16 protein-coding genes and 2 tRNA genes are annotated in these 21672 nt (G+C 56.3%); 9 read left to right on the forward strand and 9 right to left on the reverse strand.

What is annotated here, in order from left to right; all coding sequences use genetic code 11:
• Window positions 1–69: 69 nt before the first annotated feature.
• Window positions 70–2595, reverse strand: a complete 2526-nt coding sequence (locus R5H23_RS09130) for a TonB-dependent receptor (protein WP_317215202.1) — start codon at window positions 2593–2595, stop codon at window positions 70–72.
• 171 nt (window positions 2596–2766) lie between these two features.
• On the reverse strand, window positions 2767–3972 hold the full coding sequence (locus R5H23_RS09135; RefSeq protein WP_317215203.1) for a mechanosensitive ion channel family protein: 1206 nt from the start codon (window positions 3970–3972) through the stop codon (window positions 2767–2769).
• Window positions 3973–4387: 415 nt separating this feature from the next.
• On the opposite strand from R5H23_RS09135, the gene R5H23_RS09140 reads away from it, so the two are divergent.
• From R5H23_RS09140 to cysE, 3 genes are read left to right on the forward strand one after another with little or no spacing between them, the layout of a single operon-like run.
• The gene (locus R5H23_RS09140) at window positions 4388–6580 is read left to right on the forward strand and encodes a TonB-dependent siderophore receptor (RefSeq protein WP_317215204.1); all 2193 of its coding nucleotides are present in this window, start codon (window positions 4388–4390) and stop codon (window positions 6578–6580) included.
• Between the two features lie 55 nt (window positions 6581–6635).
• A complete protein-coding gene (locus tag R5H23_RS09145) occupies window positions 6636–7853 on the forward strand; it encodes a UbiH/UbiF/VisC/COQ6 family ubiquinone biosynthesis hydroxylase (protein ID WP_317215205.1) in 1218 nt (405 codons plus the stop codon).
• Complete coding sequence (gene cysE / locus R5H23_RS09150) at window positions 7850–8626, forward strand: serine O-acetyltransferase (protein ID WP_211498635.1); 777 nt, start codon at window positions 7850–7852, stop codon at window positions 8624–8626. The genes R5H23_RS09145 and cysE overlap by 4 nt, the downstream gene beginning before the upstream one ends.
• Before the next feature lie 75 nt (window positions 8627–8701).
• Here cysE and R5H23_RS09155 read toward each other — a convergent pair whose 3' ends face one another.
• Entirely contained in the window at window positions 8702–9862 is a 1161-nt protein-coding gene (locus R5H23_RS09155) for an aldose epimerase family protein (RefSeq protein ID WP_099211670.1), read from the reverse strand.
• Between the two features lie 317 nt (window positions 9863–10179).
• On the opposite strand from R5H23_RS09155, the gene R5H23_RS09160 reads away from it, so the two are divergent.
• The gene (locus R5H23_RS09160; RefSeq protein ID WP_046900679.1) at window positions 10180–10986 is read left to right on the forward strand and encodes a VacJ family lipoprotein; all 807 of its coding nucleotides are present in this window, start codon (window positions 10180–10182) and stop codon (window positions 10984–10986) included.
• Between the two features lie 10 nt (window positions 10987–10996).
• On the forward strand, window positions 10997–11593 hold the full coding sequence (locus R5H23_RS09165) for a phospholipid-binding protein MlaC (RefSeq protein ID WP_099211669.1): 597 nt from the start codon (window positions 10997–10999) through the stop codon (window positions 11591–11593).
• Window positions 11594–11670: 77 nt separating this feature from the next.
• Here R5H23_RS09165 and R5H23_RS09170 read toward each other — a convergent pair whose 3' ends face one another.
• From R5H23_RS09170 to R5H23_RS09185, 4 genes are all read right to left on the reverse strand, one after another.
• Window positions 11671–12027, reverse strand: coding sequence for a pilus assembly protein N-terminal domain-containing protein (locus R5H23_RS09170; RefSeq protein ID WP_317215206.1), 357 nt, complete (start codon window positions 12025–12027; stop codon window positions 11671–11673).
• A gap of 85 nt (window positions 12028–12112) precedes the next feature.
• Window positions 12113–12610: a GNAT family N-acetyltransferase gene (locus R5H23_RS09175; RefSeq protein ID WP_046900676.1), complete on the reverse strand. Its 498-nt coding sequence runs from the start codon at window positions 12608–12610 to the stop codon at window positions 12113–12115.
• Window positions 12611–12684: 74 nt separating this feature from the next.
• Window positions 12685–14364: an energy-dependent translational throttle protein EttA gene (ettA, locus tag R5H23_RS09180; RefSeq protein ID WP_086633470.1), complete on the reverse strand. Its 1680-nt coding sequence runs from the start codon at window positions 14362–14364 to the stop codon at window positions 12685–12687.
• Between the two features lie 76 nt (window positions 14365–14440).
• Window positions 14441–14514, reverse strand: a tRNA-Ile gene (locus R5H23_RS09185).
• 219 nt (window positions 14515–14733) lie between these two features.
• Between R5H23_RS09185 and R5H23_RS09190 the strand changes: the two genes are divergently transcribed.
• The 4 genes from R5H23_RS09190 (at window position 14734) to R5H23_RS09205 (ending at window position 19836) form a co-directional block, all read left to right on the forward strand.
• A complete protein-coding gene (locus R5H23_RS09190; protein ID WP_408874349.1) occupies window positions 14734–16872 on the forward strand; it encodes an FUSC family protein in 2139 nt (712 codons plus the stop codon).
• 115 nt (window positions 16873–16987) lie between these two features.
• Window positions 16988–17389, forward strand: a complete 402-nt coding sequence (locus tag R5H23_RS09195; RefSeq protein WP_046900991.1) for a hypothetical protein — start codon at window positions 16988–16990, stop codon at window positions 17387–17389.
• 203 nt (window positions 17390–17592) lie between these two features.
• Window positions 17593–18114 (forward strand): inorganic diphosphatase, encoded by a 522-nt coding sequence (ppa, locus tag R5H23_RS09200; protein WP_046900674.1) that lies wholly within the window; start codon window positions 17593–17595, stop codon window positions 18112–18114.
• Window positions 18115–18303: 189 nt separating this feature from the next.
• Window positions 18304–19836, forward strand: a complete 1533-nt coding sequence (locus tag R5H23_RS09205) for a carbohydrate porin (protein WP_086633471.1) — start codon at window positions 18304–18306, stop codon at window positions 19834–19836.
• A gap of 47 nt (window positions 19837–19883) precedes the next feature.
• Here R5H23_RS09205 and R5H23_RS09210 read toward each other — a convergent pair whose 3' ends face one another.
• Window positions 19884–21251, reverse strand: a complete 1368-nt coding sequence (locus tag R5H23_RS09210; protein ID WP_317215209.1) for an FAD/NAD(P)-binding protein — start codon at window positions 21249–21251, stop codon at window positions 19884–19886.
• A gap of 150 nt (window positions 21252–21401) precedes the next feature.
• Window positions 21402–21476: transfer RNA gene (locus R5H23_RS09215), tRNA-Gly, on the reverse strand.
• Between the last annotated feature and the right edge of the window lie 196 nt (window positions 21477–21672).

Consider the following 21672-nt stretch of genomic DNA (forward strand, 5'->3'; position numbering starts at 1 on the left):
AACAGCCCGGAGGCACCGGAAAACCGGCACCTCCGGGCATTTCTGCTCCGTCTGGGTCTTGAAGGACAATCAGAACGTAGCGTTGATACGGCCGTAATAATAACCGCCAGCAATGCCAATACCGGAAGAGTCCGTGTCGTAAGCATTCGCCCCGAGGTAGTTCAGATACTTGGTAAGGCGACGCGGACGCTGGTTGAAGATGTTATTGGCACCCACAGCGAAGTGCCACATGTGGTTGAGACGGTACCCGACCTCAAGATCCGTCAGCCAGACCGGCGTATTCTTGAACTGTCCCCAGCAGCTGTTGGAATACTGAAGGGGCGACCCCTTGCAGGTCAGGTTAGCAGGCGTCTGATCCTGATAGGTCAGCATGGACGTCGTTTCGCCGTAGCGCGTCTGACGGAGGTTCACATCCCACTTCCCGATCGTCCAATACGCGTTCAGGATGATCTTGCTCCGCGGAGAGGTGGACGTCAGATACGCGATGCTCTGCTCATTAAGATACGGACTGCCCTGAGAGTTCGTGTTGATGTGGCTGACACGGGTCCGGTTGAGGTTGAGAGCCATGGTCAGGTCCAGATTACCATACTGATGCATGTGCAGCAGATAGTCAGACTGGATATCGAGCCCTTGGGTCCGGGTGCTGCCAACGTTGGCAAAGTAATTGGCAGACACGTCAGACGTATCAATACCCACTGGCAGGGTCGCACCCGTCATTCCAATCGCCGAAATTGCAGAGGGACCATAAACAGAACCGGCGCCGGAAATCCGATCGCGAATGTTGATCTGATAGACGTCCGCCGAGAGATGCCAGCCATCAACGGGCTCAAGAATAATACCACCCTCAGCACTCGTGGAGCGCTCAGGCTTCAGATGCTGCGCGCCAAGGCTCTTGCCAGCCGCACCGGACGTGGACAGCAGGCCGGATGCCCCCGTCGGCGACACATTCAAAGAGCTGAAATTTTCTTCCGGCAGGGTCGGAGCACGGAAACCGTTGCTGATCGTAGCGCGAACGGCAATGCGCTTGGTGATGTCGTACCGTGTGGAAACCTTACCATTTTCGGTATTGCCAACGTCCGTGTAATGCTCAAAACGGCCTGCAAAATCGAGATCCCAGTGCTTCAGCGGATGGAAGTCACCATCAAGATAGGCAGCCCAGACGTCACGGCTCCACTTACCGGCGTTCTCTGGCATCAGGCCCGCATAACCCTGCGTTCCGCCGTCAGCATACGATCCAACTTCGCCCGGCCAGATCTGATAGGTCTCGAGACGATGCTCGCCGCCGAAAGCCACCGTGACCGGTACAAGATCAGCGATCTTTAACTGCCGGCGGAAATCCAGATTGTTGGTCCACTGGGACAGGCGATACGTCTCGGCACGAACCGTCGTTGGAGACGTTCCCGTAGCTGCAATCAGATTCGGGTTGGCTGTGTTCTTGTTGCCGACATCGTCTTCATCCGCACCATACGTGGAGCTGAGGTCCCAGGAAAAACCGAAAAAATTGTCCCCCTTCAGACCCAGTGTCGCGGCATAATCGTTCTCTTCAATGGTTTCGAGCGGAGAGAAACCATAAGGATACAGCGTCGGAGCAACAGACGGCATACGATAGTTTTCGTAAGCCTCGGAATGACGGTGAGCATAGGTGATGAGGCCATAGCCATTCACACCTTCCGTCAGCGTCTTGCCAAACTCGATGCTGAGATTTTCGCGGGTTTCTTCTGGTGTACTCAGGATCTTGTTGGAATCGTGCGGGACATTATAGCCCTTGTATTCAGAATTCCCCGGAACAGTTCGCACGTCCGTCGTGTTCGGGACCATGTGATCGGTGTGGTACATCTGTCCGCTGATGTGGACATACCCGTCACCCAGGAAGCCGAAGCCACCATCTGCACCAAGCTGATACTGCCAGCCGTCGCCGTTATAGGCGTTTGCACCCGTCTGCGCGGTCATGTTCAGGCCGTGCGGCGTCTTTTTCAGAATGATGTTCACAACGCCTGCAATGGCGTCCGAGCCATACATTGCGGCCGCGCCATCGCGCAGAATTTCGATATGATCGATTGCAGAAGCCGGGATCATGTTCAGATCGACCGGCGTTGAGCCCTGCTGTGGACCGGCATCGGCGTAGATGTTGGCTGTCGTATGACGGCGCTTTCCATCCACGAGAACCAAAACTTCGTTCGGGTTCAAACCACGCATACGGATCGAGGACGTCAGCGCACCGGCATCACTGCCCATGGCGTTTACTGTGATCGACGGATCCGTACGGACGATAGCGTCCGCAAGGTTCATCTGACCGGAACGACGCAGCGTGGCAGCGGTAAGAACGCTGATCGGGCTCGTGGAATCCCGGGCGCGGCGGTTGAACGCATGCGTTCCCGTCACGATCATCTGTTCATTGCTGTTGCTATCAACCGCATGTGGGCGACGCGGCGTGGCGGCGGCCTGGCGGACGACTGTTTTCTTCCCTGTGGTCTTGGCCGTCACCTTTGCAGGCGCCGTGGCCTTGGTCGTTTTATGCACGGCAGCAGAGGCCTGATGTGCTGGGTGCAAAACCGTAACGATTGTAGTAGCGAGAAGAAGTGACTTGAGGCGCATTCAGGCAGTCCTAATCAGATCCGGTGTTCGGTTCAGATTAGAAACGTTTTAAAATGTGTCTACGATTATTCCTTTGTCAGAATGTATCACAGGATTTCCAGTGCATAAATGTCACACTCCCATGGGGTCAAAACGAAACTTTTGAACCCAGGAGTGTAGCATTAAGAAATTTCAGGAAACTGATGGTGTGTTCAGGTCCGGTCCGCGATATTTTCCGTCGCCTGGCCGGTTAACGGGCGGTGACATGAGGCTTTCGGGCCACGGCGTATCAGATGGAGAATCCGATACGACCGCAGTCCGGCCGCGCGGCAGGCATTCCGGCATTTCCACCTGGATACGGCGCAGCATGCGTTCGCGGATATCGCACGACAGGTTCCACATGTTTCCTGCATCCGCCGCTCCTGCAATCATGCGGATGGAAATGACCTGAGCATTACTGTCTGCAATCTGGCAGGCAATGGAGGAACGGTCCTTGTCCCAGTCCGGACAGTGCTCGATTTCTTCCATGAACATTGCCCGCAAGCGGTCCATCGGTGTGCGGTAATCCAGCCAGAGAAAGATGGAGCCGATCAAAGACTGCGAACTATGAGTCCAGTTCTGGAACGGGTTTTCGAGGAAATAGGAAATAGGCACGATATAGCGGCGGCGATCCCATGTCCGCAGGACGACGTAGGTTGCATTGATCTCCTCAACCCAAGCCCAGTCACCGTTCAGGATCAGCATATCTTCCATACGGATCGGCTGCGTAATGGCAATCTGAATACCCGCAATCAGATTGGACAGGGCCGGTCGGGCGGAGAGACCCACGATCAGGGAGGCGGCACCAGCAGAGGCAAAGAGCGAAACGCCAAATTTCTGAACGGAATTGAAAACCATCAGAGACGCAGCAACGGTCAGCACTCCGAAGGTGATCTCAATCAGACGACGGAGCACCCGGATCTGCGTCTGATGAGACCGGACAGTGATGTCATCCACGTTTTCCTTGGCACTGATCCGGTTCAGGTACTGATCGGTCGCCAGACGAAATGCCCTGATAATGCCGAAGCCCAGGTTCATGATGAACAAACAGGCCAGCACGTGTGCGAGAAGCTTTTCCGTCTCCGGAGAGAAGCCCTCCGTCGCTGGCAAAGCTGCGCTGGCGGCTATGATCATCAGAAAATAGCGGACATTCATCCTTAACCTGATGGTTAAAGCATGAATGAACTGGATCTTCCTCAGACCCGGCAGGCGGGGCAGCGCATCCGTGATGATCCGACTGAACAGAAGAGCAATCAGCGCCGCTGCAATCAGCAGAAGAACAGAACCCAGCGGGTCAGGCAGCCAGTCGAACTGGTGACGAAGGCTGGACATTGAGTCCACATAATTCTGTCTGAACATTGGTCTCCCTAGACGATCACCTGTCATCCACCATCAGGTCACGCGGAGGCTGCATCCTGAGCGAATGAAATGCTGTAAGCGGCGTCCCTCAGCGCGCATTTGGCCGAGGACGTCAGACTACAACAGCAGGCAGACCCAACTGTTCCCGAAATACGAACAGTTCCATTTTCACTATTTTGAATTGTTTTTATATTGTTGTACGATTCATGTTGCTGAAATGAGACACTGATTTACCCGTCTTTTCGGCTCCACAGATACCAAACAGCCAAAGCGAAAACTTTAAGAGAAAATCAGTATTTTTAAGCCTTTTCAGTTCTTTATCACAACAAACCACAAACACCGATTCATGTTGTAATTTATCATTATAAACATATTTTATTGGTTGTTTCATATTATAACTATTTGGTGTAGTTTTATGGCCGCCGCCACTTCCGTTCTGTCATCCGTGTTTTCGTTTGCTCTGCTCATGTCAGGCACCTCGGCCATTGCCCTGGCAGCAGACGCTCAGGACGAGCATTCTCAATCCGGGCGAAAACCCTCTGTCGCACCCCGTCATAACGGACATTCCAAACCTGTCTCCACGCCCCATAAGCAGCCCAGTGCAAAAAGCGAAAGTGTGACGGTTCTCGGTCATGCCCATCAGGCTGACGGCGGAGCGCTCGGGACGCGCCGCCTTCTGGATACGCCATTTTCGATCAAGGTTGTGACGGCAGCAGAACTTCAGGAACGGCAGGTCAAATCGCTGGCACGCGTTTTTTCCCAGGATGCATCGGTCATTTCAAACGGCGACACGTATTCATTCAACGCCTATTCCGTCACGGTCCGGGGCGTACCGCTTGACGATTACAACGGCTACAAGATCAACGGTACGCCCTTCTTCATGACAACCGTGGAACTTCCGCTTGAGTCATTCGAAGCGGTGCAGCTTCTCAAGGGTGCTTCCGGTTTCATGTACGGCTTCAATGCGCCCGGCGGCATCATTGATTTCCAGACGAAAAAGCCAACCGACGCTCGCACATTTTCCTTTGATGCCGGATACAGCTCAGGCGCTGTGGGCAGTCAGCACATCGACACGGGTGGGCGCCTCTTTCGAAACGATATTGTTGGATATCGCCTCAATCTCACCCACGAAAATGGCGAAACCTATAACGGATCGCACGTCACGCGCTTTTCAGGTTCCCTGTCCACGGATGTGCGGCTGGCTCACAACCTGCTGTGGACCGCTGACGCCATTTATCAGGACCGTCAGGTCCGTGGTGGCGTGCAGGACTTCTTTATTGATGACCCGTCCGCCTATGGCAGCAACCGTCTTCCCGATGCCATCAGCGGACACAAGAACCTGACCGCCTCTCCCGCCAGCATGTTCACGTCTCACACGCTATTCGTTTCCACGGGGCTGCATTGGGACATTACAAAGAACTGGACGGCGCGCATCGATTACAGCCACAGCATGGACTATCGCCGCTACCGCGGAGAGTGGATGTCCCTGCAGGATCAGGGTGGAAACTATGACACCTATATGAGCACCAATCCTGGAAGCAGGGCACAATATGATCAGGTTCAGGCCATTCTGGAAGGCAAGTTCCGGACAGGTTTTATCCGGCATGATTTCACGATGGGAGCGGCCTGGCAGGGGCTCAGCAAATATCTGCCATATGACTCTGATTACGTGAACATCGGAGGCCAGAACCTTTACTCGCCGATCATCAGCCGCTCTTATAGCGGAAGCTGGGACACCGCGACCTATCGTAATTATCGTTCCGATCAGGTCGGTCTTTTCGGCAGCGATACCCTGACGTTTGATAAACACTGGTCACTGCTCGCCGGCATTCGCTTTACCGATTTTCACCAGCTGACCTGGACGTCCGCCGGAACAAAAACAGCACTGCGCACTACGCCACTGACACCAACTGCCGCCCTGATGTTCCATCCGTGGAAAGACACCACCATTTACGCCAGCTACGTTCAGGCGCTGGAAAACGGTGGAACCGTGGGAGACACCTATAAGAACGCACGCGAGACCCTTCCGCCCATCCGTTCTGATCAGGTTGAAGTGGGCGCAAAGATTGCGCGCCAGACCTGGGACCTGACAGGCGCGCTCTATCGCATCACGCGAGGCGCGCAGTATGCCAATGCGGACAATGTTTATGTGTCGAACGGCACCGTCACATATCAGGGCGCAGAACTCAGTGGTCATGTCGATCTACCGTTTGGCATTACCCTCACGGACAGTCTGGGCGCCGAAGGCGGAAAATACAGCAAGGCAGATGCCAGCGTTAAAGGGAACAGGATCGAGGGCATTCCGCTCTTCCAGAATGTCTTTCAGCTGACGGACCGTATCCCGGGCGTGCCGGGTCTCTCAGCAACTGCGGAAGTTCACTATACCGCGTCAATGTGGGGGGACAGTTCTAACAGCTTCCATGTCCCGAGCTATACGCTGCTCAATCTGCGGGCCAGCTATCGCACCAACATCGGCCGTCACAAGGTGACGCTACGCGCTGAACTTGATAACGCCACGAACCTTCATTACTGGGGCTTTCTGGCCTCTGATTACTTCTTTGTCGGGACACCGCGCGCTGTCTTCCTGAACGCACGCTTCGATCTCTGATCTTTTCTGCCCTCTTCCGCTCCACACGTCACAGGAGTAGGACAGGGGCAGGGAGATGAGCACAATGACCAAGACACATTACGACCTGTGCATTAACGGAGCTGGTCCTGTTGGCGCGACACTGGCCTGTCGTCTGGCAGCCGAAGGTGTGCGGGTTCTGCTCATTGACCGTGCGGCGCTCCCAGGCATGGAAGATCCCTCTCTCGATGGCCGGGCATACGCCATTGCGGAAGGCTCACGCCAGATGCTGGAAGCCGCGGGTATCTGGGACAATCTTCCCGGTGTTTCCCAACCGATCCGTGAAATCCGCGTCTCGGATGGCCGCCCGCACGAGGCTCCCTCACCGCTTTTCCTGCATTTCGGTGTGGACGATGCCCCCGAAGGCATGAATTTCGGCTGGATGGCAGAAGCACGCGATCTGCGTCTCGCCATTAACCGGACGCTTGAACAATACGAAACGCTGGACGTCCGCGCGCCAGACACAGGAACCTTCACGTTCCACCCGGACCATGTGTCGATCCGTTTGGCATCGGGTTCAACCGTGACGGCCAAACTGGCTGTCGCCGCTGAGGGACGTCGTTCTCCATTGCGCGACCAGGCCCGCATCGGCCTGACCAAACTTCCTTATCATCAGTGCGGTATCGTTGCGACAATCGCACATGAAAAGCCCCATGCCGGCGTGGCGCTGGAACAGTTCCTGCCGGAAGGGCCTTTCGCCCGACTGCCAATGCCAGGAACGGCTGAGCATCCGCATCGGTCCGCTATTGTCTGGGCAGAAGGCGAAGGCCGCGCCCAGCGCTTCCATGACCTCCCCGATGAAATCTTTGCCCGCGAAATCCGTGCACGCATGGGCGATGAGGATCTGGGCGCCATCACACCTATTGGCCGCCGCTGGATTTATCCGCTGTCAGCGCAGTATGCGCAGACATATATTGCGCCGCGTCTGGCTCTCGTTGGAGATGCTGCCCATGGCATTCACCCGATTGCGGGTCAGGGGCTGAATATCGGTTTTCGGGATGTCATCGCTCTGGCAGACCTGCTCATTGAAGCCCATACGAAACGTACAGATCCGGGAAGCCGGGAACTCCTTGTCCGCTATCAGCGCCGCGCCCGGCCCGGCAATATGGCCATGCTGGCCGCCACGGACATTCTGGAACGTCTTTTTGGCAACGATAATCCGGTTCTGCGGCGCGTGCGCGACCTGGGCATTGCGGGCGTTCATCGCCTGCCTCGCCTGAGACGCGCCTTTGTTCGCAAGGCGATGGGCGTATGAGTTCAACCGTAAATCTTGATCAGCTCTGGCGGAATATGCAGGCACAGGCCTGCAGTTGCCATGATCCTCTGATTCAGGATGTTTTCGCCACGAATATCGGAGACCATCACAGCTTCAGTTCGGGCCTTGCGTCCCTTCTGGGTACCAAGCTGGCGGATCGATCCATTTCTGCTACGGCCATCACACGGCTGGTCACTTCCATTCTTCTGGAAGTCCCCGGCATAGCCGAGTCAGCTGCCGAAGATATTCTGGCAATCCATGACCGTGATCCGGCCTGCCCGGATCTGGTGACACCGTTCCTGTTCTTCAAAGGCTGGCAGGCGTTACAGGTTCATCGTATCGCGCATCACCTCTGGCAGAAAAACAGACGGCATCTGGCTTATCATTTTCAAAGCCGGGTCAATGAGCTGTTCGCAATCGACATTCATCCGGCCGCGCGCCTTGGTCGACGCCTGAGCATCGACCATGGAACGGGGATTGTGATCGGGGAAACCTGCATCATCGAAGATGACGTCTCCCTTTTTCAGGACGTCACACTGGGTGGCACAGGGAAACTGACCGGGAACCGACATCCGATCGTACGTCGAGGGGCCATGATTGGATCGGGTGCCAAGGTGCTGGGGCGCCTCATCATCGGCGAAAATGCCCGTATTGGTGCGGCATCAGTCGTTTTGGAAGATATCCCTGCCAATGCGACGGCAGTCGGAAATCCGGCCAGGATTCTGGAGCCTTCCAAAGTCAGTGCTGCAACAGACGCCAAACTGCCGTCCTGAGCAGATACAGGAAGAGGCTGCCTCCTTTCAGAGAACAGCCTCTTCCTCAAGCAAGGCCACGTCAGCGTTAAGCGCTTACTGATTCGAGAACTTGAACGTCGTCGTGTAGTCGAATGTCTGACCCGGCTTCAGTTCTGTCGTCGGAAAGGACGGATGGTTCGGGCTGTCTGGATAATGCTCGGCTTCAAAGGCGATAGCGTCTGTCTGACGATAGGCGTGGCCGGAAATCCCTGCATACCCACCGTCCAGTGAGTTGGACGTATAAACCTGTAGCCCCGGCTGGTTGGTCAGAACTTCCATGCTGCGGCCCGAGCGTGGGTCATAGACTTTTCCAGCCAGACGCGGAGCCTGTCCGTATGCTCCGTTGACGACCCAGTTCATGTCGTAACCACGCGCGTACATCATCTGGATGTCATTGCTCCGCAGGCGTGCCCCCACTTCAGTTGGCTTGCTGAAGTCCAATGGTGTGCCTGCAACCGGTGCAAGCTGGCCCGTCGGGATTGAGGTGCTGTCGGTCGGGGTATAGCTGTCTGCGTTGATCTGAAGGATTTCCGGCTCAATGCTGCCGGAGCCTTCGCCATTCAGATTCCAGTAGCTGTGGTTCGTCAGATTCAGAACCGTCGGTGCATCGGTTGTCGCCACATAATGCAGCGACAGAGCATTGTCGTTGCCCAGCGTGTAGGTCACGTGCGTTGTCAGCGTTCCGGGGAAGCCCTGATCTCCATTCGGACTGACCAGCTTCAGCGTCACATAGGAGCCGCTTGCAGAGACGCCTGTCTTTTCAAGCGTCCAGACGTTCTTGTCGAATCCCTTTTTGCCACCATGCAGAGCATTCGGAGCCGCCGTAATGTCCGTGTGGTAGATTTTCCCATCTACGGGGAAGCTGCCGCCTGCGAGACGGTTTGCGTAACGGCCGATAATCGCCCCGAAGAACAGTCCACCCTTGGCGCTATCGACGGTATATCCCTTGAGATCGCCAAACCCGAGGACGATGTCCTGCGGATGCCCATTACGATCCGGCGTTTCAACAGATTGAATAATGCCACCATAGGTAATGACGCGTACCGTCACGTTATGGTCATTCTTCAGGGTAACAATACGGACAGGCTTACCATCGGGCGTGTTGCCCCATGGCTGAGAGAGTGCCGTTGGACGCGCCTGAGCAGCCCCAAGAGACAGGCCAACTAGGGCCACGGTGGCAAAAAGCGGTGCTTTGCAGGCAGAAAATCTGGACACTGGAAAATTCCCTGGTGTTGAGTTACCGCCACACTGCTCTCAAAATATTTCAGCCGTCAAAGTGGCCGGAGTGTCCTTCTGACTTCTGGATCGTTAAAGGATCTCGTCCCTTCCCTGTGTCATAATTTGGATACATAGAGGGGTGCAGCTTGGCACAGTATAGGCTATGACTACGGCCTTCCGCAGTTTTCCGCGACGGACGGCTCATGGCTCCGCTGGCGGCACACCAATTGAATGGGAACGGATTTCGAAAATTTCCGTTTTCAGATGAAGTCTTTGTGAGCACGCCCGCGGAGTGGGGTTTTTGAGGAATGGTTATGGACTCTCGGCAGGACAGAATCGGTATCAGGGCGACGCGCTCGCGTCGTGGCAGAGCCATTGCAGGCGTTTTGGCACTGCTGACGCTGGGGGCCTGTGGCTCCCTGCATAATCCCCCGCCGAAAGATCCGGACGACCTTGCTGATTACAAGGCTGCCAACGATCCGTACGAGCCGCTGAACCGGAAGATGTATAACGTCCAGATGTGGGCTTATCACGTGGCTTTGCGTCCCGTGGCCAAGGCCTGGATCTGGGCTGTTCCGAAGCCGGTTCGGCACAGTATTTCCAACATCAATGAAACCTGGCGTGAGCCTGCGGTGTTCTTCTCTGATGTTGGGGCTGGAAAGCCCCGTCGTGCGGGTGACTCGTTCATGCGCTTCACGATCAACATGAGTGCGGGAGTGGCGGGTTTCTTCGATGTTGCCAGTCTGGTTGGTTACAAACAGCATGAGACTGACCCGGGGATGACGATGGGAACATGGGGCGTGAAGAGCGGCCCATACCTCTTCATCCCGTTTGTCGGCCCCAGCAACTTCCGCGACGGTATCGGCTATGGGATCGGACAGGCTCTGACCCCGATCAATTATGTGCCAAGAGGTTATGGTCTGCTGACATTCAACTGGGCCTACAATATTCTTGGAACGGTTGATGGCTTTGCCAACAGTGTGGATCAGATCGACCATCTGGAGCAGGACAGCCTTGATCCGTACTCCTACGTCCGTAGTGCCTGGCAGCAGAACCGCCAGAGCCAGATTGACGCTATGACGAACGATCACCGCGCCACCACCCCAGACTGGTACAACTGAGGACAAACGCATGCTTAAAGCCTTTTCGCGCCGGGCCCTTCTTGGTGCTTTTGCTGCAGCCCTCACTTTCGGGGCTGGCGTCGCTCATGCCAATCCGGCAACAGATTTCGTGAATTCCTTTGGTGGCCAGCTGGTCAGCATCGTTAATTCCGGCAAGCCACTGGGTGAAAAGAAGCGCGAAGTCCTTCCGCTTCTTCAGTCCAATGTGGATATTCAGGGCATTGCCCGCTACTGCCTCGGCCGCTACTGGCGGACTGCTACTCCTGCTCAACAGCAGAAGTACCTGCAGCTTTTCGATCAGGTTCTGGTCAACACGATCACGGATCAGATCGGCAACTATCAGGGCGTGAGCTTCCGGGTTACCGGCACGAGCTCAACACCGGATGGCGAACGGGTCAATGCACTGATTGACCGTCCGGGCCAGCCAGAGGTCAACATGCAGCTTATCATCGGTGGAAACCCACCGAAGGTCGTGGACATGTATGGTGAAGGTGCCAGCCTGCGCATGAATCAGCGCGGCGATTACAGCTCCTATCTGGCTCGCCACGGTGGCGATGTTGGTGCTCTGAACTCCGCTCTGGAGCGTCAGCTCAGCAATCACCACTGAGTGCTGCACATCGAAGCTGATACTCTGAAAAAGGCCTCCTGAACGGGAGGCCTTTTTTGGTTCTACACTACAAGCCTTTATCGCGGGGCGACGTGCTGCACGGTGATGTGGAACCGATAGATTGTGTCTTTCCCGGTGAACAGCACATCAGTACGGCCTTCCTGATGGGCCAGAATTTCCGCCACTTTCTGGGACACGAGATTGATATGCACAATTGTAGGCAGGCTGATAGACGCCGTCTGCAGGTTAGGAGGAAGAGCTACGATCTCCGTTCCTCCCAACGTCATAACGAGCGTATGCTCAATGATGCGCATACCACCAACCGCCGACTCAGCAGGTTTGGGGTCTGCGGCCCGAGCGGCCGATAGAGAGGCCATGCCCAAGGCCAGCACAACAAGACCTGCTGTTCGTATGTTTTTCAGAAAATCGACCATATTTATTCCTCGACGACCGCGCCGTCTCAATTCAAACGCTCACACCTGAAAGCGGAAGGAAAAATTCCCTGCTTTCTGCACCGTTTCAAGCAGGCGCAATTTCGTAGAGGAACATCGTATCGCCATCCCGCTTGAAAGTATCGATATGACGCATGCCGATACTTCCCAGCACCATACGGGACGCAAGATTATCTTCGCGGGCAACGGCTACGATCCGGGGCTCGCCCTCATCAAGGACATACCGGATCGCGGCACCCGCAGCTTCACGAGCAAGTCCCCGGCCAGCAGCCCACGGAAAAATAGAGAATCTGAGGCCGAGGCCGCGCCCATCGGGGCGTTCATGCACGCCCGTCATCCCAACGAAACGGCCATTTTCACGGATGGCAAAAATACCGATACGGCGACGAGCCCAGAAGGCGACGTCCTCTGCCATATCCTGCTCTGCCTCGGTCCGGCTGCGCACGCCACCAAGCATACGGCCAAAGGCACCAGCATCAGCCTTCAGGGCGATCATGTCCTCAAGGTCCGGCCAGTTGACCGGAGTGAGGACGAGACGTGCTGTACGGAGTTCTCGCCCTAGCAACCGGGCCTCCTCAAACCGTCAGAAACCGGGGCAGAATAGCCTACCCCGGTGACGTGCAAAAGGAACGGTCCGTCTTAGCGGGCCAGCGGGCGATATTTGATGCGGCTTGGCTCAGTCGCATCCGGGCCCAGACGGCGGCGCTTGTCTTCTTCGTAGTCCTGGAAGTTACCTTCGAACCACTCGACATGGCTGTCGCCTTCGAAAGCCAGGATATGCGTGGCCAGACGGTCAAGGAACCAGCGATCATGGGAGATGACCACGGCACAGCCGGCGAAGTCTGCCAGAGCATCTTCGAGGGCACGCAGCGTATCAACGTCAAGATCGTTGGTCGGCTCATCGAGCAGCAGGACGTTGCTGTCTTCCTTGAGCATCTTGGCAAGATGAACGCGGTTACGCTCACCGCCCGACAGAATGCCAACGCGCTTCTGCTGGTCAGAGCCCTTGAAGTTGAACGCCCCGACATAGGCGCGGGACGGAACCGTCCGCTTGCCAAGCTGAATAACGTCCGTACCGCCGGAAATTTCTTCCCAGACGGTCTTGTTGCCATCCAGCGTATCGCGGGACTGATCGACATAGCCGAGCTTCACCGTCTCGCCGACCTTCAGAGAGCCACCATCCGGCGTGTCCTGACCGGTGATCATCTTGAACAGCGTGGACTTACCCGCACCGTTCGGACCGATCACACCCACGATGCCACCAGGGGGAAGCTTGAAGTTCAGGCCATCGATCAGCAGACGATCACCAAAGCCCTTCGTCAGGTTCTCAGCCTCGATCACCGTACCGCCAAGGCGTGGGCCCGGCGTGATAACGATGTCCGCCGTGCCACCAACCTTCTCGGAGTTGGCTGCCAGCATTTCTTCGTACTTGGTGATACGAGCCTGGCTCTTGGCCTGACGGGCCTTCGGTGAGCTGTTGATCCAGTCCTGCTCGGCAGCAAGAGCGCGCTGGCGGGAGCTTTCTTCCTTCTCTTCCTGGGCCAGACGCTTGCGCTTCTGGGTCAGCCAAGACGAATAGTTGCCTTCGAACGGATAGCCACGGCCACGCTCGAGCTCCAGAATCCAGTTCGTGACGTTATCAAGGAAGTAACGGTCATGGGTAATGACCATGACGGTGCCCTGATAGTCACGCAGCGTCTTTTCGAGCCAGCTGACGCTCTCGGCATCAAGATGGTTGGTTGGCTCATCGAGCAGCAGAATGTCAGGCTTCTCAAGCAGCAGGCGGCACAGCGCAACGCGGCGGCGCTCACCACCGGAAAGCTTGTCGACCGGGCTGTCTGCTGGCGGGCAGCGCAGCGCGTCGAGAGCGATCTCCAGCTTCCGATCCAGTTCCCAGCCGTCACCGGCATCGATGATTTCCTGAAGCTCGGCCTGTTCTGAGAGAAGATTGGTCATCTCCTCATCGGACATGGGCTCAGCGAACAGCATGGAAATTTCGTTGAAGCGATCGAGTGCGCGCTTGAGTTCACCAAAGCCGAGAGCGACGTTCTCACCAACCGTCAGCTTTTCATCAAGCTGCGGCTCCTGCTCGAGGTAGCCGATCTTGACGCCGTCAGCCGCCCAGGCTTCACCGCCGAATTCCTTGTCGATCCCGGCCATCACCTTAAGCAGCGTGGACTTACCCGCGCCGTTGACGCCGAGAACACCGATCTTCACACCGGGCAGGAAGGAAAGGGTGATGCCCTTAAAGACCTCACGTCCACCCGGATAGGCCTTCGTAAGATCCTTCATGACGTAGACGTACTGGTAGGCGGCCATGATGAGGTCTCCTGTTCGGTGGTGGAGTGCGGAATGAGCGGCGGCAGACAGGCTCGCCAGACAAAATAGAACACCGTGCGCCCGGAGGGACTCGAACCCCCAACCAAGCCGTTATGAGCGGCCGGCTCTAACCAATTGAGCTACAGGCGCGCGGTAGCTGCACGAAATCGCTCACCTGACGCATTTTTGCAAGGGCTGACATGGTGAAATGTCTTTTTTTGCATTATGTGTCAAAACGCCTCCCGTCCCCGACTGGCCTCAGAGGGCCATTGCCGCCGTTTCGAGAAGGCACCTACCGGTTTTCATTATTCTGGGGGAAGACGTGGCTGGACGCTCATTGAAACACATTACAACACCGCACATTCGGTGATGCAGGCAAGCGCGACAGCTTTTCTGCAAAAATTCCGCTGGCTCTACAGCCCGGACCCGGTCATGGCCGGCTACGCTCTCCGAACTACTCTGACGTCCCTGCTCGCGCTGGGGATTGCGCTGAAGATGGAGCTTGGTAGCCCTCAATGGGCAGCCCTGACCGTCTGGATGGTCGCCCAGGGCACACGTGGGCGCAGTCTGGCAAAGGCGAAGTGGCATCTGTTCGGCATGGTGCTGGGCGTGATCTGCGGCGTGATCCTCGTCGCAGTCTGCCCTCAGGCGCCCTTGATGTTCATTCTGCTTCTGGCCGCAGGCATCGGGCTGTTCTGCCTGATTGGCACGTTCATGCCGGGGCCGGCTTCCATGACCAATTACCGTATTCACGGTATGCGGGCGACGGGCTTCACCTACGCCATTGTCTCCCTCGATGGGATCGCTGACCCACACCACATTTTCGAAATTGCCAGTTCGCGTGCCACATACATTGTGCTGGGCATTGTTCTGGAGGCATCGATTTCCGGACTGTTCCAGCTCGGCCTTACGAAACGAACGCGCCAACAACTTACCAGCACTTTTGAAGACACCCTGAAGCCAGCACTTTCAACCATCGCGGACATCCTGGCGGGCAAGACGGATGCTCTGGAGACCATGCAATCTGTCTTCACCCGGATCACCACTTTGGGGGATCAGGTTGAATTCGCTGAGGTCGAGCTTGGACGACAGGATCATGCGGGCGATCATACGCGCGCCGCGCTTGCGAACATCGCTGTTCTCCTGGCGCGGGCCATGGACCTTGCCACGCTGATGCGTCTTCCACTCAGTCAGGATGACGCGTTTCTCGAACAGGCTAAAACCATCCAGCACATGTTTCTCGCCTTGCCCGCGAGGCTGGAAAGCACCGAGAACATGGACGCAATTTTGAGCGACCTGCGAGACATCAGGCGGGACTGCCGACGTCGGGTCGTGGAAGATTTCGATACTGTTCTTCCCAAAGCAGAAGACCGCGCTGCCATGCTTCGCCATGGCATGTTGCAGCAGTCTCTGGTCGAACTGATTGATGCGTTGAGAATGGCCCTGCGGCAGTTCGAAGCCAGCCGCAATCCTCAGCCTCACGATCATTTCCATGAGCCTATCCGCTCCTACCGGGACTGGCGGCAGGCCATCGTTAACAGCCTCCGCTCATCGGTAACTGTCTTCGGGGCGGGCGTAATCTGGATTGCAACAGCGTGGCCCAGCGGCCTGACATTCATCATGTTTGTCGCGATTGCATGCAGCCTGTTCTCGACGCTGGAGCGCCCGGCCCTTGCGACACAGGCCTTTTTACATGGCGCTTGCTGTGCCGTTTTGGCTGGGGGCGTGCTTGATCTGCTTTTGCTGGGAAAACCCACAACATTCGAAATGCTTGGAATGTGGTCTGGCGTTGCCATGATGCTGGGCGGGCTGGCCTTCGCCTATCCGCCACTGACGCTTCCGGCCGTCTCTTACAACCTGTTCCTGCCCATCCTTCTAGGCCCTTCCAATCAGGGCCGAACGGATGAAATCGTCTATTTCAATACGGCCATGCCGCTCGTTCTGGGGCTGCTTTACACATCATGGATGTACCGCGTTTTCCTGCCTTATGACCCGGCGCACCAACGCTGGACCATGCGCGAACACATCCTTCAGGACCTGCATCACATTGCAGAAGGCAAAACGAACGCCACACTTGATACAGTGGTCTCACGCAACGTGGATCGCTTCGTCCGGTTGATGACCAACTCAGGGAATACACCGTCTCCTGTCGTTCACGCCTATCTGGCGGGGATTCTTTCCGCGATGCGTGTCATGCTGAACCTGCTCCGACTTCGCGCCATCAACCATGATGCGTCTCTCAATCCCCGCGCGCATCAGGCTCTTGAGCTGGTTCTGGCACGGATGAGCCATTTCAGTGGGCGTTATCACGGGCATTATGGGCGAACGCTGCGCGCCACGCTCCTTGCCATTCAGAGACTGCGAGACTGCGAGACAACCGAATCGCGCCCTCGTCAGCGCTTTGTGCTGATCGCTGCACTGACGGCTCTGGACGTCATTGCAACGGAACTGAACACCAACAAGATATTCTTTGACACAAATAGCCCCTATCTCGACCCTCCCGTGTGAGTGCTCACGAAGAAATGTTCTGAAATAGACTTTTCTTTTCACGAAAAGGGGGGAAATGTTCCGTTTCAACCGCGGAGTGCCGCGGGAAGACAGGGTCTTCAGAAAGGATACCGTCATGTTTCGTCGTATCGTGCCCGCTCTCGGCCTAGCTCTTGGCCTCGGCGTGATGTCCACGGCTGCTATGGCCCAGGAACAGTCGCCACCGCCTCCTGCTGCCGTTCAGGGCACGCCTGGCAAAGATTTCACGGGCGTCTCTCCTGCCAATCTTGCAGGAATCATGAACTACTGCGTCGAACTGCAGTATCTCTCTTATGATGAAGGCAACCCGGCTCTCTATGGCCTGAGCGAAAAGTACAAGGCTACCGAACAGACGGTTGGCAATGAAGACTATGCTCTTGGCACCGCTGGCTTCTTCAACAGCAACGGCAAGCGCTATTATCTGGTGGCCTACACCAACGAAGATGACCGTCGTGCAGCCTGCCACAATGCCCTGAAGGCCGCACAGCCGCTTCTCTGACCCTGACTTTCCGAGTTTATCGGCTTCTACGAACGCTCCGGCCCTGTGCTGGAGCGTTTTGCGTTTCTGGCGGTCTGCCGAGCGCCCTCACCCCCGCACCTAACGCATTATCTCCCCATCATGTTTTTGCTTCCGCTCTGGGCAGAAAGGCGCAGGACAGCTAAGGTTCCGCCGTCTTAAAACCAGTTCAGGACGTGAACATCATGGACGTTTCCAAGATCTCGCCCGGCAAAGACGTGCCGAACGACATTAATGTAGTTATCGAGATCCCGCAGGGCTCTCAGGTCAAGTACGAAGTGGACAAGGATAGCGGCGCGATCTTCGTGGACCGTTTCCTGTTCACGCCGATGGCCTATCCGGCAGCTTACGGCTTCATTCCTGGCACCCTCGCTGCTGACGGTGACCCGGCTGATGCCCTCGTTCTGGCTCCGGCAGCCGTCGTCCCTGGTGCGGTGATCCGTGCACGTCCGATCGGCATGCTGAAGATGGAAGATGAGAGCGGCCAGGATGAGAAAATCATCTGCGTCCCGCACGACAAGATCCACCCGCAGTTCACGGACGTGAAGTCCATCGACGACCTGCCAGAGATCACACGCAAGGCGATTGAGCACTTTTTTGAGCGCTACAAGGATCTTGAACCCAACAAATGGGTTAAGGTAACAGGCTGGGCTGGCAAGGAAGAGGCTGGTAAAGTCATCGAGGCAGCACTCGCAGCAGCCAAATAATACGATGTTGTGATCCGTTTTATACGGATTATAGTTTACATCGCTTGGTATAGGCTTTGTTTTTTCCTGAAAAACGGAGCCTATATCATATGAACGTGATTTTTTAGAAATTTATCTCATAATCTCTGTTCTTTATCCCGGAAAAAGTGTTACGAAGATCTCGCAACCTGATACCCGAGGATAAGAGACTTGTCTCGCCTGCATCTCTATGCCGCAGCCTGTGCGGTTTGTTTTACGCCCGCCATCGCCGCCGCTGAAGGCGCGACCAAGGCTCCCGCACCTGTCACGACCGTCGTTCAGTCAAAGGCTGGCGACAAGGTTACGACCGTGCGCGTTCTCGCGCCCATCACGGTTATGGACTGGCCAGACCAGAACTCGGAAAACCCGAGTGTTCGCGTTAACACCCCGCTTACAATCATGTCGTTCGACAAGGAGCAGGTCCCCCCGCTCCCCAAGCCTGAGGCCTTGCTGACCAACCCGTTTGGCTGGAACAAGTGGCTTCGTGACCGCGGCATCGCGATCATGATGGACAACACCAACGAATACACGGGCGCCATCACCAAGCCGACACCGGGTTATGGGCTTCGTCAGGGTAGCAGCAACGCAGGCCAGTACAGCCTTGAGAACGATATCGACTGGGAAAAGCTCGCTGGTATCCGCGGCTTCTCAACCCATGCCGTCGTTGTCGGCCGTTACGGTATTCCCGCCAGCCGCATGTTCGGTGACAACCTGAACCCCAGCTCCGAAATCTATGGCGCAGGCGGCAACGTGGTCGTTCACCTTGTCTATGCTTATGGCGAGGAAACACTCGGAAACGGTCACTTTGACGTCGCCGCCGGACGTATTCCGTTCCTGAACGACTTCTCCGCCAACCCGCTGTACTGCAACTTCCAGAACAATGCCTTCTGCGGTAACCCGAAGGCATCGTCTGACAACACCACCCATTCGTCCTACCCAGATGCCGTGTGGGCGGCCCGTATCCGCGTTCGCCCAACAAAAAGCACATACATCCAGACCGGCGTGTATTTCGCGCAGGCAGGCATCTACAACAACGTTCAGTACCGGACGGGCTTCAAGCTCAACGGCGCAGACATCAATGGCGAAGCTGTACCAGTGGAAGCTGGCTGGGAGCCGCTGGTGGGCAAGGACCACCTGCCGGGTCACTACAAGGTCGGCTACGCCATCGACAATGCACCGCACAAAGACAACTACTATGATGTCAACGGGAACCCGTATGTCATCTCAGGTCTGGCGCAGCGCACGGTCAATTACTCCTGGGCAGCCTGGTTCCTGGCGGATCAGATGGTCTGGCGCCATCATACGCCCGGAAATCCGGACGCAGGCCTTGTCGTGCTGGGTGGCTTCTACGCCAACAGCCCCCGCACCCAGACACGTGCCCAGCAGTATGAAATCGGTTTCGTGGACAGTGGCTTCTGGAAAGCTCGCCCGCTTGACGGCATCGGTGTGAACTTCACCTACGTTCGTGTTGCAGGCAGCGTTTCCGATACACAACGCCTTCAGCTTGCTCGTGGGATGTCACTCATGAACGGATCTTACGGGATCCAGAACTATGGCGAAGTTCTTGAAGCGAACTACCGTATCCACGTGATGCGTGGCGTGACCTTCGCACCGGACTTCCAGTACTACTTCCGTCCCGGTGGCCAGGCTGCACTGCATAATGCAGCAATGCTCGGCTTCAAGAGCCACATCCAGTTCTTCTAAGCTTTTTCAGCGGCCAGTCAGATATCGTGACTGGCCGCTTTTGGTACTCAGACCTCGTCGGCCGGACTGTTTTGGAAAGACGAGGACTGCACCTGAGCAGCCAGATGATAAGCCAGGTCAGCAGCCTGCTGGCGAATTTCGGGTATGGCTGTTGTTTCGAAGACCGTCCCCCAGCGCATCGGGCCAATGGCATACAGGCTCGTACTCCATCTGCCCGAAGCGTCCTGCAAAGCGCCCCTGTCATCACAAACCAGGCCACCCAATGGGGTTTGTGTTGCCCACCCTGTCTCGAGCAATCCTGTTAACAAAGCTGAGCCAACTGTCCGATAATCACGACTTGGCCCCGTACAGTTCACGGCGTGATCTACGTCGAGACAACGAAGCCGTTCTGCTCCCTGAATGCTAAGACGCACCCCGCCTGAAACCGCGGAGACCTGCTCCACGCGCCCTTTTAGGGTTTTCAAAGCCCCTGCTCTGGTTTCCTGATCGAGCACTGATCGAAGTGCTGGCGCCATCCGATGCCGCACGATGTCCCATCGCCGCTGAAGGTGGCGCGCAAAGCGGCGTTTTTCTTCTACTGGCAGTCGGCCCCAGAGCGCGTTTGTATGGGCACGCAGAGCATTGACCATACTCCTCCAGGAAATACCTTTGCGCAGACATTCCCGGAATAAAGCAAGATAAGCTCTCGCACTCGGGGGCGTGGCGAACCACACATCATCCACCCCCGCCGCAGGCGCCTCTGCATGTGAGGTCGGATACCATCCATGCCGGGAAATAGCGGTAATCTGGCCTCTGTGCCCCTGCTGTCTCAAACGAACCAGAACATCAACAGCTGTCAGCCCGGTTCCAATCAGAGCAACGTCATCATCAAGGCGAATGCGGCTATAAAGATCATTCTGCCACGCTGAAGGAGAGTATCCGGGCACCAAACGCCGCGGGTCTGACAACACGACGGGCGAAAAATTGCCAGTCGCGAGAACGACATAGGACGCTGCAATACAGGCCCCGTCAGCGAGGGTAAGATTCCACCCTTGATCCGCCTTGTCGCAGGCAAGAACATGGCCCTGATGGTATTCTGGCGCGGCCTCTGTCCACAGACTTTGCAGATAGCGCCCATAAATCGCTCTGGGCACAAAATCTGAAGCGCTGATCTCTGGATCATGATGGTCTCGTACCCACGCCAGAAAGTGCGATGGGTCATCCGTAACTGCGCTCATCCCGGACGCACAGACATTCAGATAGTGTGTGAGACAGGGAGTGCCATATGCCAGCCCTCGCCCCGGCTCCGGCGCATCTCCAACAACAATCAGTCTCGCAGCGCAGCCTGCTTTGCGAAGATACCAAGCCAGAAGCGTTCCGCTGGCGCCACTTCCGATAATGGCAATGACCGGACAGGATGGATCAGGATTTTCCACGAAGGCGCATCACTCTGTTCGGGGCTGGACAATGCCCTGATCATTGCTGCGTTTTCTGCAACTATGCGCTTTTTATCGTAACAGAACGCCACCTTGCGGCGCTCAGGGTCCAGAAACGAAAAAAGGCGCCTTAAGGCGCCTCTTTCAAACTGGAGCGGGTGATGGGATTCGAACCCACGACCCCAACCTTGGCAAGGTTGTGCTCTACCCCTGAGCTACACCCGCATTCCGTGAGGCGGCTTATGGCGGAAACTTGCAATATCCGCAAGAGGAAAGACGAGTGGAAAAGCATTTTCCTGATCAGGAAATATTTATGAGCCAGAAACGAAAAAAGACGCCCTAAGGCGTCTTTTTCAAACTGGAGCGGGTGATGGGATTCGAACCCACGACCCCAACCTTGGCAAGGTTGTGCTCTACCCCT

The organism is Gluconobacter sp. GP1 (assembly GCF_032913585.1).
Classification (GTDB): domain Bacteria; phylum Pseudomonadota; class Alphaproteobacteria; order Acetobacterales; family Acetobacteraceae; genus Gluconobacter; species Gluconobacter cerinus.